Annotated in this window: 11 protein-coding genes; 10 read left to right on the forward strand and 1 reads right to left on the reverse strand. The window is 70.7% G+C overall.

Going from position 1 to position 16,125, the window contains the following annotated elements:
* Positions 1-173 precede the first annotated feature (173 nt).
* The gene (locus tag KUF83_RS35735; protein ID WP_217459200.1) at positions 174-521 is read right to left on the reverse strand and encodes a hypothetical protein; all 348 of its coding nucleotides are present in this window, start codon (positions 519-521) and stop codon (positions 174-176) included.
* Positions 522-652: 131 nt separating this feature from the next.
* Here KUF83_RS35735 and KUF83_RS35740 point away from each other — a divergent pair, with 131 nt between their 5' ends.
* The 10 genes from KUF83_RS35740 to KUF83_RS35785 all read left to right on the forward strand — a co-directional run.
* Positions 653-3,574, forward strand: coding sequence for a BTAD domain-containing putative transcriptional regulator (locus tag KUF83_RS35740; RefSeq protein ID WP_217459201.1), 2,922 nt, complete (start codon positions 653-655; stop codon positions 3,572-3,574).
* Positions 3,575-3,749: 175 nt separating this feature from the next.
* Positions 3,750-4,844 carry a DNA glycosylase AlkZ-like family protein gene (locus KUF83_RS35745; RefSeq protein WP_217459202.1) on the forward strand — a complete coding sequence of 365 codons (1,095 nt, stop codon included), beginning with the start codon at positions 3,750-3,752 and terminating at the stop codon, positions 4,842-4,844.
* Between the two features lie 242 nt (positions 4,845-5,086).
* Positions 5,087-5,251 (forward strand): hypothetical protein, encoded by a 165-nt coding sequence (locus KUF83_RS35750; protein WP_217459203.1) that lies wholly within the window; start codon positions 5,087-5,089, stop codon positions 5,249-5,251.
* A 710-nt stretch (positions 5,252-5,961) separates the two neighbouring features.
* Positions 5,962-7,440, forward strand: coding sequence for a sugar transferase (locus KUF83_RS35755; protein WP_217459204.1), 1,479 nt, complete (start codon positions 5,962-5,964; stop codon positions 7,438-7,440).
* A 73-nt stretch (positions 7,441-7,513) separates the two neighbouring features.
* A complete protein-coding gene (locus KUF83_RS35760; protein ID WP_217459205.1) occupies positions 7,514-8,830 on the forward strand; it encodes a nucleotide sugar dehydrogenase in 1,317 nt (438 codons plus the stop codon).
* Complete coding sequence (locus KUF83_RS35765) at positions 8,820-10,100, forward strand: glycosyltransferase family 4 protein (protein WP_217459206.1); 1,281 nt, start codon at positions 8,820-8,822, stop codon at positions 10,098-10,100. Before KUF83_RS35760 ends, KUF83_RS35765 begins: the two co-directional genes overlap by 11 nt.
* The gene (locus KUF83_RS35770; RefSeq protein WP_217459207.1) at positions 10,097-11,467 is read left to right on the forward strand and encodes a Wzz/FepE/Etk N-terminal domain-containing protein; all 1,371 of its coding nucleotides are present in this window, start codon (positions 10,097-10,099) and stop codon (positions 11,465-11,467) included. The genes KUF83_RS35765 and KUF83_RS35770 overlap by 4 nt, the downstream gene beginning before the upstream one ends.
* Positions 11,464-12,990, forward strand: coding sequence for a Wzz/FepE/Etk N-terminal domain-containing protein (locus KUF83_RS35775; RefSeq protein WP_217459208.1), 1,527 nt, complete (start codon positions 11,464-11,466; stop codon positions 12,988-12,990). Before KUF83_RS35770 ends, KUF83_RS35775 begins: the two co-directional genes overlap by 4 nt.
* Before the next feature lie 3 nt (positions 12,991-12,993).
* Positions 12,994-14,928 carry an asparagine synthase (glutamine-hydrolyzing) gene (asnB, locus tag KUF83_RS35780; protein ID WP_217459209.1) on the forward strand — a complete coding sequence of 645 codons (1,935 nt, stop codon included), beginning with the start codon at positions 12,994-12,996 and terminating at the stop codon, positions 14,926-14,928.
* Positions 14,929-14,945: 17 nt separating this feature from the next.
* Positions 14,946-16,125: zinc-binding alcohol dehydrogenase (locus tag KUF83_RS35785; RefSeq protein WP_217459210.1), on the forward strand; the 1,180-nt coding region annotated here is incomplete at its 3' end.

Here is a 16,125-nt window from a genome sequence, read left to right on the forward strand (position 1 = left end):
AGCTGTTCGGATGGGCGCTCGCTGCCACTGGCCGGAATCGAGCCTGCGGTCGGCCATGGCATCAGGCACTCGTGGGGGTTACCTGGCTGGAGGCGTCGACACCGCGCATACCATCCGCGCCGTCCGCGGTGCCGACACCCCTGTCTGTCCCCCGTCAATCGTCGGCGGGAGTGTTACCCCTCTTGCCAGGTCACGCTGCCGACACCCGTGCCGCCGAAGCACCGAGCGCTCGACACGTTGGACTCACCGGGCCTCAGCGTCTTCCATGCACCGACGGCGTCCGGCCATGCCCCGCAGACCACCTCGGCGCGGAAAGCCCGCACCTCACTGGCGTTGTTGGTGCAGTGGGCGTGTCCCGTCCAGCCGTCCGTGTCCGTGCGGCACGTGAGGATCTTGGCGGGCGCGGCCGGTTCCCGCTGAGCCGCCGCGGCGGCCGGCGCGAGGGCGAGCACCGGCAGCGCCGCGGCCACCACGCCCACGAAGCTGAGGACGAGGCCGGTAAAGCGGCGAGGCTTGTTCATACTTTGGTCTCTTTCTTCCTGCCGCGGTACACCGGACGCGTACCGCGGTCTGTACTGCTGTGATGCTTCCAAGCCGCCCTGTCGTACCGGTCACTCAGCGGTCACTCGTTACTAACCACCCGTAATGTGTAGTGACGCAACGTCATGAGGGGGTGGGGGCGACGGAGTTCGAGTACAGGGTCCTGGGGCCGCTGGAAGTGCTGTACGGCGGCAGTCCCGTAGCAGTGCGGGCCGGCAAGCAGCGAGCTCTTCTGGCTTCGCTCCTGGTGGACGCCAATCAGGTCGTACCCAGAGACACTCTGATCGCCAGGCTGTGGGACGAGCCACCGGACGGAGCCCGCAACGCCCTGCAGAACTACGTACTGCGACTGCGCCGCACCCTGTCCAGAGCGTCCGCCGACACGTCCCCGGGCGGGCCCGAGGGACCGATCCGCACCTGTACCGACGGATACCTCATCGACGTGCCCGGCGATGCTCTCGACCTGCACCGCTTCGACGCCCTGGCCGTCCGGGCACGCGCCGCGAAGACCGCAGGGGCCACGGAGCGAGCGTCGGCGCTGCTGGGTGAGGCACTGGCGCTGTGGCGCGGGGAGCCGCTGTCCGACGTGCCGTCGGAGCTGCTGCGCCTGGAGGCCGTTCCCGCGCTGAACGAGCGTCGGTTGAGCGCGTGGGAGCGGTACACCGATGCCGATATGGAGCTCGGACGGCACGCGGACGTACTGCCGCGGCTGCGCGAACTCACCGCCGCGCATCCACTGCAGGAGCGCTTCTGGGCGCAGCGGATGCTGGCCCTCTACCGATCGGGCCGCCAGGGCGAGGCCCTGGACTGCTACAGCGTCATCAGCACGCTCCTGCTCGAAGAACTGGGCGTCGATCCGGGCGCAGAGCTGTGGCAGCTCCATCAGCGGATGCTCACCGCGGACCCTTCCCTGAGCGCGCCGACGTCGTCGCGGGAGGCGCGGGAGGCGCGGGCCGAGGGGAACCTGCCCGCCGAGACGACGACGTTCGTCGGCCGGGAGAGCATGCTGCGCACGACGCAGAAGCTGCTCGACTCCGCCCGGCTGGTGACGCTCACCGGGCCGGGCGGAGTCGGCAAGACACGGCTGGCGCTGCGCGCGGCCGCCGAGGCTTCCTGGGCGTTCCCGCACGGGGCGTGGCTCGCTGATCTCGCGCCGTTGACCGAGCCTCGGCTCCTGGAGCGTGCGGTCGCCGAGGCTCTCGGTGTCCGCGACCATTCGCAGGGTCCCGGCACGGCGGTACTCGTCGAGCACCTGCGGGACAGGCGGCTGCTCCTGGTGCTCGACAACTGCGAGCACGTCGCCGAGGCGGCCGGCCAACTGCTGGCCGTCCTGATGCGCGCGGCACCGGGCCTTCGTGTGCTGGCCACGAGCCGTCAGGGACTGCGGGTCGCGGGCGAGTACCTGCTGCCCGTGCCCCCGCTGGCCGTGCCCCGGGACCGGGGCGCACCGGCCGCACTGACGCGCTGCGAGGCGGCGCGGCTGCTGGCCGACCGTGCTCGGGCCTGCGCCCCGCACTTCCGTATCACCGGGCGCAACCAGGAGGCTGTGGGCCGCCTGTGCCGCCGGCTTGAAGGCATTCCGCTGGCCATCGAACTGGCCGCCGTCCGGCTGGGCACCCTGTCGGCCGAGGAGATCCTCGAACGCCTCGACGACCGCTTTCAGCTGCTGTCCGGCGCCGGGGCACCCACCGGGGCACGCCACCAGCGCACCCTGCGTGGTGTCGTCGACTGGAGCCACGATCTGTGCGACGAGCGCGAACAGCGCTTGTGGGCAAGGGTGTCGGTGTTCTCCGGCGGCTTCGGTCTCGCTGCGGCCGAGGCGGTGTGCCCGGGGCAGGACACCCGCCGGGAGGACGTCATGGACGTCCTTGCCGCGCTGGTGCACAAGTCGGTCCTCACCGTCGACACCACTGGACCCCGGGCCCGCTACCGCATTCTGGAGACCTTGCGCCAGTACGGGCAGGACAGGCTCCAGGAACTCGGGCAGGACGTCGAGTTGCGTCGGCGGCACTGTGCGTACTACGCGGACCTGGCCGCGCGGGCGGCGGCCCAGTGGTGCGGGCCCGATGAGGAGACGTGGCTGGCCCGGCTGCGCCTGGAGTCGGCGAACCTGCGGGCGGCCCTGGACTTCTGCGTCACGGGCAAGGGCGATGCCACCGCAGGGCTGGAGATCGCGGCGGACCTCACCCGCACCCGGCACTGGTTCTTCCGCAGCTCGCTCGGTGAAGGCCGGCACTGGCTGACCCGCGCGCTGGAACTCGCCCCGGACGCACCCGCACCGCTTCGGGCCGGCGGTCTGGCGCTCGCCGCGTGGATCGCGCTGTGCCAGGGAGACCAGCCCGCAGCCGAGGAGTTCCAGACGCGGGCCATGGCGCTCGGCAGGGACATCGCTGACGGCCCGGCACTGGGCGTGCTCTCCCACATGGAAGGCGCACTCGCCTTCCTCGCCCGGGGGGACGTGCGGGCCATCGCGCTCCTCGCGCGGGCCAGGGCCCACTTCCGGGCGGGCGGCCAGGTCGGCGACGCCCACATGGCGACCATGCTCTGGGCCATGGCGGCCGCCTTCCTGGGTGAGAAGGAGCCCGCCCTGACCGCCGGGAGGGAGTACATGGCCGAGGCCGACGCCCACGGCGCGGGCTGGGCACGCACCTGGGGGCTGTGGGTCATGGGCCTCGCGGAGCTCCGGCACGGCGATGCGCGCCGGGCGGCGGACCTGTTTCGTGACGCGCTGCGCAGGCAGTGGGCCATCGGTGACCGCTGGGGTCCCGTGTGGGGCGTGGAGTCGATGGCCTGGGCCGCCGCCACCACCGGGGACCACGGTCGCGCCGCCCGCCTGATAGGGGCGGCGAGCCGGCTCCGGCGGACGACCGGGGTCGCACTGACGGGCCTGCGGCCGTTCCACGACGCCCACACGGAGGTCGAGCGGTCGGTGCGTCGCACGCTCGGCGAGCAGGCCTACACGGCGGCTTTCGCCGAAGGAGCGGAAACGCAGGACACCATGCGGCTCGCGCTGGGCGAAACGGCACCACGATGAGTACCTGCCGAGCGCCACGGAAGGGGGCTCACCGGAGCCGCCTTCTTGTGTCGCGCACCGCCAGGTCGAACTCCGTCACCGTTCCGACGGCGCGGGGAAGGGCCACCGGCCACCGAGTGACCCTCACCGACCCGCGCCTGTACGGTTCCCACCACGCACATGAGGGAGGCAGTAGGTGACCGGCACACATCGCGTCGAAGTGTCACGGGAGCAGGTGCTGGCCTACCGGGTGGCGGCCCACGGCTTCGACCGTTCCCTCACCGCGCCCGCGATGCTGGCCCTCGGAGTTCAGGACACACCGAGGGGTTCCGCGCGTACGGCACTGGCGGCGAGGGGTGCCACGGCCGACGGGCTGGAGCTCGTGTGGTCGTTCCGCGGAGGGCCGCATCTGCACCGGATCGCCGACCTGCCGGGGCTGGCCACCGCTCTGTGGCCGGTGGACGACGCGGATGCCACCGCGCGGATCAACACCACTGTGATCAAGGAGGGTGCCAAGCTCGGCCTCGGAGCCTTCGAGGCCGCGGCGCGCGCGTTCCGCGATGGGGTGACCGCACCGATGGCCAAGGGAGACGTCAGCACGGCGGTCAGCGCGGCCGTTCCTCCTTCACTGACCTTCTGGTGCGAGACGTGCGGCGCCCGGCACATCTCCGGTCTGCTGTTCCAGCAGGCGGGGCTGTTCGGATCGGTGCGGATCGGCGCGGAAGGCGGCCGGACGGTCGTCTCACCACTGCTGCGGCGTTTCCCCGTACCGGAGTCCGCCACCGGGACGGAGGCGCTCGTGGAGGCCTATCTCCGCTTCCTCGGTCCGGCAACGCCCGCCGAAGTCGCGAAGTACCTGGGAACCAAGCCACCCGTGGTCAAGAAGGTATGGCCGCAGGACCTCGTCGAGGTCTCGGTGGACGGCAGAGCGGCGTGGCTGCCGGGTCGCGACCTGGATTCCCTGGTCTCCGCGCGGAGCGGCGAACTGGTACGGCTGCTGCCGCCGGGCGATCCGTTCCTCCAGGCGCGCGACCGGACGCTGGTGGTCCCCGACAAGGCCCGTGAGAAGCAGGTCTGGCGCGCCATCGGAGGCCCTGGGGCCCTGCTCGTCGGCTCGGAGATCTCCGGCATCTGGCGTGCCAAGTCCACCGGCCGCAAGCTCGACGTGACCGTCACGCCCTTCGGCCCGCTCGCGGCCTCGGTCCGCAGAGCGCTGGAAGCAGAGGCCGCGCGGGTGGCCTCCGCCCGTGGCGCGACCGAGGCGCGGCTGCACATCGGCGACGGCGCGTAGCGGTTCACCTGACCGCGGCTCCGCCGTCGTCAGGTGCACCAGGCAGGGCCACACTCCCCGCGATCTCCCCGAGCGCTGCCAAGTACCCACAGGCGGCGGCCGGACCGCCTCGCGGACGGCCGTGGAACGTTCCCTCTCATGCCCCAAGCGGGGGTCCGGCACAGCCGTCAATGACCGGGTACGCCAGAAGACATGCAGGTCATGGGCCTTTCGCGGCAGGTTCAAGAATGATCACGCATTCCATGCGCAAGATCACCGGAAAGGGCGTGGAGCTGACCGGAACCGACTCCTGCGGAGTTGACGCGCAGTTCAGGCCTTTCTTTGAGCCTTCCAGCCAGGATCCGCCCGTGCCGGGCAGCAAACAAGCGGCGCAAATTCGATCAGGATTGCCCAAGGCCCAACCCTGATGCGGTCGCGCTCGCTCTCGGACGTACCGTCGGACTTCACAAGATCTTGCACGTGCACCTCGCCGTCCGGATCGCTCACCCCGCCTGCCTCCGGAGCCCGCAATGGCACGCCGTAGTGCAGGAACAGCAGGAAGCTGTTGCCGAACAGGGCGCCCTGGGCGGCCCGTTGGAGCCCGCCGGTCCGCTGCCGCTCGGGGGCCGCAGCCGCGGAACCCGGCCGACTGCTGGAGCAGCGCGGCGACCCGGAACCCGCAGCGGAAACCGGTCGATGAATCATGACTCAACCTTGAACACAATTTGCACACATCCTCTCTCCATACGGGCCCTGATGGTCTAGATTGACCGTGCTTCAGCTGTTCGGGCACTACGCGACCAGTAATGATCAATAGATCCTGCGTTACGCAAAGCCAGCAGTTCGCGTTCCCGACGCCAATTGTCGGGATGATCAGTCCTTAAAACCTGAGGGGGGTCTCGGGTGTGGGGAGCACCCGGGAATTCAACGGGTTTCCGCACGCCTCAAGGGTCTGGCAGGACAGGCATGTCTGTTGCTGCCATGCCGAGTTGTGCGCGCACCTCTGAAACAGCCTGATTGTCATGCGCGGAGGCGGGGGCCTCCCGAGGGGAGAAACAGTGCGGGGGGCGGGGGCCTCCCGTGGGGGAGCAACAGTGTGAGGCGAACACGTCGAACCACTGGGGACCTGGGGGGTTCTGTGGGGCAAGGGGGCAGAGTCAGCACGTTTCCGCCGGCTGGCGGACGTCTGGCGAACGGGGCAGTCAGCCCACCCACGATCGACTGGGAGCAGCGCTACCGCCGCACCGTGATCATCAGCGACACCGTGGCAACCGCCCTGGTGGTGGCGGCGATCGGCAACTTCTTCGGAGCCCGGGACGCGGCCAACTGGCACGAGAAGTGGGGAATACTCGCCTTCGGCACCGAACTGCTGGTGCTGGGCTCGCTCGCGGTGAGCCGGTCATGGGCTCCGGTCGTACTCGGCCAGGGCGCCGAGGAGTTCCGCCGGCTCGGACGCTCACTCTTCACGGCGACCGTCGTCCTGGCACTCGGCGGGATCGCCCTGACCTCGCGCAACATCAAGCTCTGGATCTTCGTCGCGATCCCCGCGATCGCGATCGTCACCATGACCGCGCGGTATGTGCTGCGCCTCTCGCTGCACAAACAGCGGAAGGAAGGACGGTGTCTGCGACCGGTGCTCGCGGCCGGGAGTCTGGACACCGTGCGCGACCTGATCACCCGGACCCGCAAGTTCCCGCACCTCGGCTGGCGGGTGGACGGAGTGTGCACGACGGACGGGCTCCTGCTGGAGGGGGACCCACTGGACGGAGTGCCGGTCGTCGGCCGTCTGACGGACGTCGCCAAACATGTCGAGCACGACGGCTACCGTGTCGTCGCCGTCACACCGGACCCGCACTGGACACCGGAACGGCTGCAGCGGCTGGCCTGGAACCTCGAAGGCAGCGATGCCGAGATGATCGTGGCCCCCGTCCTGATGGAGGTGGCCGGACCGCGGCTGCACGTCGACGCGGTGCTCGGGATCCCGCTGCTGCGGGTCAGCATGCCGACCTTCACCGGAGGCCGGCGGGTGGTCAAAGGGGTCGTCGACCGGATCGGCGCGGCGATCCTGCTGACGCTGTTCGCACCTCTGATGGTGTTCGTCGGGTTGCTCGTCCTGACGGACAGCCGGGGCGGGGCGTTCTACCGCCAGCGCAGGATCGGCAAGAACGGCCGCGAGTTCACCATGCTCAAGTTCCGCACCATGGTCGCCGGGGCCGACAGGGCACGTGCCGAACTGGCCGACCTCAACGAGGGCGCCGGCCTGCTGTTCAAGCTCCGCCGGGATCCGCGGGTCACCCGGGTGGGAGCGGTCCTGCGCCGGTACTCGCTCGACGAACTCCCGCAGCTTTTCAACGTACTCACCGGATCGATGTCGCTCGTCGGCCCGCGGCCACCGCTGCCGGAGGAGTCCGCCGCGTACGGCCCGGACATCCGGCGGCGGCTGCTGGTCAAACCCGGGCTCACCGGCCTGTGGCAGATCAGCGGACGCAGCGACCTGTCGTGGGAGGAGGCGGTCCGGCTGGACCTGCGGTACGTGGAGGACTGGTCGCTCGCCCTGGACACAGTGATCTTGTGGAAGACGCTGCGAGCGGTTCTCTACGGACAGGGCGCCTACTGATGCGCGGAGGTCGTCATCCGGCCGCCGCGTGGACCGCAGGCCGAGAAGGCCTGCCTGGGGGGAGAAACGGGTCATGAGAGTCAGCGTTTTCGGGCTCGGTTATGTGGGCTGCGTGTCGGCCGCGTGCCTGGCCAGCATGGGCCACGAGGTCGTCGGGGTGGACGTGAACCCGGTGAAGGTCGACCTGGTCAACGACGGCAAGGCCCCGGTGGTCGAGGAACGCATCGGCGAGCTCATCGCCGAGGTCGTGGGGACCGGAGCGTTGCGCGCCACCGACGACGTCCGCGAAGCGATCATGAACAGCGAGGTGTCGCTGGTCTGCGTGGGCACGCCGTCGGAGGCCAACGGCAGCCTGTGCACCACGTACTTGGAGCGGGTCACCGAGGAGATCGGCGCCGCGCTGGCCGAGCGGGGCGGGCGGCACACCGTCGTGTTCCGCTCCACCATGCTCCCGGGCACCTGCCTCAACCTGCTCGTACCGATCCTGGAGAAGTACGTCGGCGGCACGGCCGGCGTGGACGTCGGGGTCGCGGTCAATCCGGAGTTCCTGCGCGAGGGCACGAGCGTGCGCGACTTCTTCGACCCGCCCAAGACCGTCATCGGCGAACTCGACACGGCGAGCGGCGACGCCGTGGCCGCGCTGTACGACGGACTGCCCGGTGAGGTGTTCCGGGTGCCGGTTCCGACGGCCGAGGCGATCAAGTACGCGGACAACGCGTTCCACGGCCTCAAGATCGGCTTCGCGAACGAGCTGGGCGCGGTGTACCAGGCCCTCGGGGTGGACTCGCACCAGGTGATGGACGTGTTCCTGGCCGACCGCAAGCTGAACATCAGCCCCGCGTACCTGCGGCCCGGCTTCGCCTTCGGTGGCTCCTGCCTGCCCAAGGACCTGCGCAGCCTGGTCCACGCCGCGCAGCGGGCCGACGTCTCGGTGCCCATCCTCTCCCACGTGCTGCCCTCCAACTCCGACCATCTGCAGCGCGCGGTGGAGCTGGTCGAGCGAACCGGCAAGCGCCGGGTGGGCCTGTTCGGGCTGTCCTTCAAACCCGGCACCGACGACCTCCGCGAGAGCCCGCTCGTCGAACTGGCGGAGCGGCTCTTCGGCAAGGGGTACGACCTGCGGATCCACGACGCCAACGTGAGCCTCTCCCGGCTGATCGGCGCGAACCGCGAGTACATCGAGACCCGGCTGCCGCACCTCGCGCAGCTGATGGCGGACTCCGTCGACGAGGTGCTCGAACACGCCGAGGTGTGCCTGGTCGGAACCAGGGACCCCGCTGTCCTCGCGGCGCTGCCCCACGGCGACGGACCACTGATCGTCGACCTCATCCACCTTCCCGACGCCGACGCGCGCCGGACCGAACCGGGGTACGTGGGCCTTGCTTGGTGACACATCGTTCGATGACACGGCCGGCGGCGACCGGCACACCCGGCGCGCGCTGATCCTGGTGGAGAACCTGTCGGTGCCGTTCGACCGGCGGGTGTGGCAGGAGTGCACGACGCTGCGCGACGCGGGCTGGGAGGTGCACGTCATCTGCCCCCGCGGGGAAAAACGGGACACGGAACCGGAGGCGGAGATCGACGGCGTGCGGATCCACCGCTACCCGTTGCGCGCGGCCACCGGAGGGCCGGCCGGCTACCTGCGGGAGTACGGAACGGCGTTGTGGCATACGCTCCGGCTGGCCCGGAAGGTCGGTCCGGTCGACGTGGTCCATGCCTGCAACCCGCCCGACCTGCTGTTCCTTCCGGCACTGTGGCTCAAGCGACGAGGCGCGCGGTTCGTCTTCGACCAGCACGACCTGGTACCCGAGTTGTACCTCTCCCGGTTCGACCGCGGCGAGGACCTGCTCTACCGCGCCGTGTGCGCGCTGGAACGGCGGACCTACCGGGCCGCGGACGTCGTGCTCGCCACGAACGAGAGCTACCGGGACGTCGCGATGCGCCGGGGTGGTCAACGCCCTGAGGATGTTTTCGTGGTGCGCAGCGCGCCCCAGGTCGACCGGTTCCAACCGGTGCCTCCCGAACCGGAGTTGAAGCGCGGCAAGCCTCATCTGCTGTGCTATCTCGGCGTCATGGGACCTCAGGACGGCGTCGACTACGCCTTGCGTGCCCTCGCGAAGCTGCGCGACGAGTACGGGCGGACCGACTGGCACGCGGTGTTCGTCGGCGCCGGCGACGCCTTCGACGCGATGGTGGAACTGTCCCGGCGACTCGGGCTCACGGAGCAGGTGCAGTTCACCGGGCGCATCCCGGACGCCGATCTGGTGCGGTACCTGTCCACCGCGGACGTGTGCCTCTCCCCCGACCCGCGCAATCCGCTCAACGACGTGTCGACCATGAACAAGGTCCTGGAGTACATGGCGATGGGCCGGCCGATCGTCTCGTTCGACCTGAAGGAGGCGCGGGTCTCCGCCGGTGACGCCGCCGTCTACGCACCCGCGAACGACGAGGCACAGTTCGCCAAGCTCGTCGCGCTGCTGCTGGACGACCCGGAGAAACGCGCCCGCATGGGCAAGATCGGCCAGGAACGGATCAGCGGGCAGCTGTCCTGGCGGAACTCGCAAGCGTCGCTGCTCGCCGCCTACACCGCTGCCTGCGCTGACCACGCTCCGGTGTCGGCGGGCACGACGATACGCACAGGGAAGAGGCCGCGGCGTTGAACGAAGACACCATCCGCCTGGTCACCATCGGGCGGATCCTCCGCCGGCGTGGGCGGCTTCTCGCCGTCCTCGCCGTGGTGGGCGCGCTCGTCGGCTGGGGCACCTCGGTGCTGCTGTTTCCGCCGCGGTACACGGCCACGGCATCCGTACTGCTGCCAGGACAGTGGGAAGAGCGCGAGTTGCTGACCCAGGTGGACATCGCGACCAGTTCGTCGGTGGCCGACCGCACGGCCGCCGAGCTCGGCTGGCGGGGCCTCAGCGGCGGCGACCTGCGGGATCGAGTGACCGCCAAGGCCGCCGACGGGAACATCATCAAGATCTCGGGTACGGCCGACACCCCGGAGCGCGCGCAGCAGCTCTCCGACCAGGTCGCCCAGCAGTTCGTCAGGTTCGCCGCGCGGATCGCAGGCGGCGGCACCGACGTGGAAGCCGTCGAGGGGCCCGAGGCGCTGCGGAAGAAGGTCGAGGAGACCAACCGACGCATCACCGACCTGGCCGACGCGGCCGACCCCGGGCGGACCGTGGAGAGCGTGCAGGCCCGCACCTCGCTCGAGAAGCTTCGTACCTCTCTGGAGGAGGCCATGACGAAGCTCGAAGAGGCCGACCCCGCGGCGGACAAGGCCGGCTTGGTCGTGATGGGGCCGGCCGCCCGGCCCACCGGCGAGGCACCGCCGACGAGGACGCAGCTCATCGTCGGCGGAGCGCTGCTGTTCTTCCTGCTCGCGGTCGTCGGCCATCTCACCGCCGCACGGATGAACCGGCGGCTGCGCACCGAGCCGGAGATCGCCGCGGCCCTGGGATCGGAACTCCTCGGCACCGTCGACGTACCTGATGAACCGTCCGCGCTCCGGCCCGAGGACCGTGGCCCGCGGGAACGGATCCGCCGGCTCCTCGGCATCGACACCCGGTGGGACGTACCGGCCCCGCGAAGGTCCGGCGACGACGCCGACCGACAGCTCCGCTACCGGCGGGTGTGCGCCCGCCTCCGGGACCACCTGTCGGCCCCCCGGCAACTGCTGGTCGTCGTACCGGACGGCGACGAGACCGCCCGCCGGGCCGCCGGACACCTCGTCGCCGAGACCGGGAGCGATCCGGAGCTGCGCGTGGTGGAGGTTTCGGTGGACCGGCCGACGGTGCCGGACCGCGGAGCCGAGTCCGGCACCCTGGTCGTCCTCAGCGCGGGCCGCTGGACCGCGGAGGAGGTCGCCGGCATCGCCGGGGCGTGTGCGGACGCGAGCCACAAGGTCGTCGGTGTGGTCGTCGCCGGTCCGGTCCGGGCCCGTCCCACGGGGACTGCCGACCGTCCTGCGGACCACGCCACTGCGGCACTCGCGGTTCCCGGCCGCGCGACGGGAGGTTCGGCGTGACTTCGAACACGGCTCCCGAGTCGTCACCGGCCGCTCCGCTCTTCGACCTGCAAGGGCTGGTGGTGGCGGTGCGCCGTCGCCGCCGCCTGTGGTGCTCGCTGGCCCTCCTGGGAATGCTGGCCGGCGTGGCGGTGGCGGTCCTGCTGCCGCCGCCGCCGAGCGCGATGACCAAGGTGCTGGTCGCGCACGCGGAGGACCAGCCGAACGACACCGGAACGCTGATCCGCACCGACATCGCGGTACTGGGAACCACACGGATCGCCGACAAGGCACTGCAGATCCTCAAGTCATCGGAAGACCCTGAGGACTTCATGCAGGACTACCGGGGCACCGGCCTGACCAACAACCTGCTGCAGATCGATGTGACAGGTGACAGCGACGAACAGGCGGTGGCCCGGGCCGAGGCGCTCGCCGACGCGTTCGTCGCGGACCATGTGCGGCGCATGCGGGAGATCGCCGAGGCCGAGGCCAAGGCCCTGCTCGACCAGCGCGACCGCATGCGGAACGAACTCGCCGAGGTCAACAAGGAGATCGGGGACCAGTCGCCGGAGGCGGAGAGTGACCCGCAGGCGTCGGCGAGTATCGAGACGCTCTTCGCCCGCCGGGCGGAACTCAACTCGCGGATCATCGACTTCGACCAGCGCGCCGCGGAGGCACGCACCGGCACGCCCAAGGTCATCGCCGGCACGCAGATCGTCGACGCTGCGCGCCCGGTGCGGCACTCCCTGCCCAAGACCGCCGCCACCAACGCCGCCATCGGGCTCGTCCTCGGGCTCGTCCTCGGCCTGGCGCTGGCCGCCGTCGGTGCCGTGGTCGCGGACCGGCCCGTACTGCGCCGGGACATCGCGGCGAACCTGGGTGCCTCGGTGATCACGGAGCTGCCCCGCAGGTCGGGCCGGCTGTGGCAGCGCCGACGGACCCGGGCGGCGCGCGAGCGGCTGACCGCGCACCTCGCCCGCCTCATGCGTGACTCCACGGAACCGCTGTCGCTCCTCGAACTGGGCTGCGCGCGCAGGACGAGCGTGATCGCCCTGGACCTCGCCGGGTCCATGGCGGCGGAGGAGCCAGTGGTGATCATCGATGGTCTGCCCGGCCCGCAGCTCGCAGGCCGCCGCCCGAAGCCAGGAGACCCCAGCGTGGTCAGCGGCGAGCAGGCCGCGGCCGTGTCGCACCAGGAGCGCCGGCTCGGCGTCGGCTCGGTGGCACCCGGCACCGCGTGGACCGACCTCCAGTACCTGGGCACACGGACCGTGCTCGTCGTACGGGCCGGGCACGGCAGCGCCGCATGGCTGCACACCGTGGCGCGGCAACTCGCGGACCAGCACATCCCGGTGGTCGGTGTGGTGCTGATCGACCCCGATCCGCGTGACCGGACCGACGGCACCTTGTGGGACGGGCTGCACACCGCGCTGCGCGGCCCGAGCGAGCGGACGGCCCTGCAGAACGGCACGGGCCGGCGGCCGTCGGAGCGTCTGCCGGTGTGGACCGCACGGGTCCCGGACAGCGACCAGGAGGAGCGGTAGGACATGTGTGGCATCGCAGGCACATACCGATGGCCGGACGGGAAGGCCGTGACCGACCGGCTCACCGACACCCTCGCCCACCGCGGTCCGGACGGCTCGGGCAGGTACGGCCACTCCGTCGGTGACGGCGAAGTGCAGCTCGGGCACCGACGGCTGGCCATCATCGACCTGTCCGAGACCGGCGCCCAGCCCATGGTCTCGGGCGGCCTCGTCCTCACGTACAACGGCGAGCTGTACAACGCGCCCGAGTTGCGTACCGAGCTGGCAGCCGGCGGCGTGCGCTTTCGCGGTACCTCCGACACCGAGGTGCTGCTGGAGGCCTGGCGACGCTGGGGCACGGACTGCCTGCCCCGGCTGCGCGGCATGTTCGCGTTCGGGATCTTCGACGAGCGAACCGGTGAACTGGTCCTCGCCCGCGACCAGTTGGGCATCAAGCCGCTGTTCCTGCTCCGGCGCGGCGAAGGTCTGGTGTTCGCCTCCGAGCTCAAGGCGCTCGCCGCTGTGACCGGCGGGTCGCTGGAGGTGGACCCCGCGGCGCTGGTGGCCTCGCTGCTGTACTACTGGGTGCCCGACTCACGGTGCGCGTTCCGTGAAGCGGAGAAGCTGCCGCCGGGAAGCTGGCTGAGATGCCGGCCCGACGGCCGGGTGGAGCGCGGCCGGTACTGGAACCTCCGGGATGTCGCAGCCGAGGGCCAGGAGCGGGCCAGGAGCGGTGAGCTGCCGGACATCGCCGCCGTCGTCGAGGAGTCGACCCGGCGTCACCTGCTGTCCGACGTCCCCGTGGCGACCTTCCTCTCCGGTGGCCTCGACTCCAGTTACCTGACCGCGCTGGCGGCCCGCGACCGGCCCGGGATCTCCGCGTACACGATCGGGTTCCGCGCCGAGGACGCGAAGTTCGAGGCGATGCCGGACGACCTGCGCTACGCGCGGCAGGTGGCCGAACAGTTCGGCGTCGACCTGCACGAGATCGAGATCGCACCGAACGTGCTCGACCTGCTGCCGCAGATGACGTACCACCTGGACGAGCCGATCGGCGACCCCGCCGCGATCAACACCTTCCTGATCTGCCAGGCCGCCCAGGAGGCCGGCGTCAAGGTGATGCTGTCGGGGATGGGCGCCGACGAGCTGTTCGCCGGGTACCGCAAGCACCTGGCCAACCTGCTCGCGCTGCGCTACCAGCGCGTCCCGCGACCTCTGCGGCGAGGCGTGTCCGCGGTCGTGGACCGGCTGCCGGTCGCAACGGCCCGCCGCGGGTACCGGTCGGTGCGCTTCGCCAAGCGGTTCCTGTCCTTCGCCGATCTGCCGGAGGAGACCGCGTTCCGGCGCAGCTACACCATGTACGACCAGGACGAGCTGCTCGCCCTGATCGATCCGGACCTGGCCGGGACGGTCGAGGACGTGGTGACCGAGCATGCGGACATCTACCAGGACAACGACCTCGACGACTTCGTCAACCGGATGTGTCTGGGCGACGCCCGGATGTTCCTGCCGGGCCTGAACCTCGCCTACACGGACCGGTCGAGCATGGCCGCGTCGACCGAGGTGCGGGTGCCGTACGTGGACGTCGAGGTGGTGAAGGCGGCGTTCGCCGTGCCCGGTGATCGCAAGATCGTCGGTCGGCAGGGCAAGGCCGTCCTCAAGGAGGCGGCCGGCTCGGTCCTGCCCCGGGAGATCGTGTACCGGCCCAAGGGCCTGTTCAGCGCCCCGCTGCGCGCCTGGATGAGCCGGGACCTGGCGCCGCTGGTGCGTGAGGTGGTGCACGACGGCGTACTCGTCAGTTCCGGGCTGCTGCGCCGCGACGCGCTGGCGCGGATGGTCGCCGAGGACGCCGCCGGGCAGCGCGACTTCTCCAAGCATCTGTGGCACGTACTGACCCTCGAGTACTGGTATCGCGGCGCGACCTCTGGGTCCGGCCAGAGCACTCGATTGACGGCTTAGGAATCAGAGGAGTTCGGGTGAAGCAGGTAGTACAGAACTACAAGAGCGGCGAGCTGGCGCTGCTCGACGTGCCGGTGCCGGGGTGCAAGCCGGACGGTGTGCTGGTCCGGAGCGCCTACTCGCTGATATCCACCGGCACCGAGCTCATGAAGGTGTCCGAGGCCGGCATGTCGATGGTCGGCAAGGCCCGCTCCCGCCCTGACCAGGTGGCCAAGGTCATGCAGAGCGTGGCCACCAACGGGGTGCCCGCCACCTACCGCAAGGTCATGGGCAAGCTGGACTCCTACACTCCGCTGGGCTACTCGCTGTGCGGGGTGGTCGAGCAGGTCGGCGCGGGGATCGACGATGTGAAGGTCGGCGACCTCGTGGCCTGCGCCGGCAACGAGCACGCGTTGCACGCCGAGCTGAACTGGGTGCCGAAGAACCTCTACGCACCGGTGCCGGACGGCCTCGCGCCGCAGCATGCGGCCTTCGGGACCGTCGGGTCGATCGCGCTGCAGGGCGTCCGCCAGGGCGAGCCGCAGCTCGGAGAAGTGGCCCTGGTCATCGGACTCGGGCTGATCGGGCAGTTGGTGGTGCAGCTCCTGACCGCCTCGGGGGTCCGCGTCGTCGGGGTCGACCCCGACCCGGCGCGCTGCGAGCTCGCCGAGCGCCTGGGCGCGGTGGCCTGCGGCGATCCGGCGTCCGCGGCCGTGGTGGGTGCCGTCGCCGAGCTCACCGGCGGTCACGGCGTGGACCAGGTGTACCTGGCCGCCGGCGGTGGCAGCAACCAGCCGGTCGAGCTGGCCGCCCAACTGAGCCGGGACCGCGGCCGGGTCGTCGACATCGGCAAGTGCCGCCTGGACCTGCCGTGGAACGCGTACTACGAGAAGGAGCTCGACGTCCGGTTCTCCCGCAGCTACGGCCCCGGGCGCTACGACCCGGCGTACGAGCTGGAGGGGCGGGACTATCCGATCGGTTACGTGCGCTGGACCGAGCGCCGCAACCTGGCGTGCTTCCTCGACCTCGCCGCCCGCGGCCGCGTCGATGTGGAGCCTCTGGTCTCCCACGTCGCCGACTTCGACGACGCGGTCGAGACGTACCAGCGCCTCAAGGAAGGCGAACTCAAGGCCGTGACCGTGCTGTTCCGGTACCCCGGCCCCGCCGAACACACCGCCGGGGCGGCGGCCCCGGCGGTGGCCGTGCCCGCTGTGCGGC

This window comes from Streptomyces sp. BV286, from assembly GCF_019090165.1.
Lineage (GTDB): Bacteria > Actinomycetota > Actinomycetes > Streptomycetales > Streptomycetaceae > Streptomyces.

What these genes read in the sequence shown, in the direction of transcription:
- KUF83_RS35735 (WP_217459200.1), bottom strand. Translation starts at nt 521, where the DNA reads ATGAACAAGCCTCGCCGCTTTACCGGCCTCGTCCTCAGCTTCGTGGGC.
- KUF83_RS35750 (WP_217459203.1), top strand. Translation starts at nt 5,087, where the DNA reads ATGCGCAAGATCACCGGAAAGGGCGTGGAGCTGACCGGAACCGACTCC.
- KUF83_RS35760 (WP_217459205.1), top strand. Translation starts at nt 7,514, where the DNA reads ATGAGAGTCAGCGTTTTCGGGCTCGGTTATGTGGGCTGCGTGTCGGCC.
- asnB (WP_217459209.1), top strand. Translation starts at nt 12,994, where the DNA reads ATGTGTGGCATCGCAGGCACATACCGATGGCCGGACGGGAAGGCCGTG.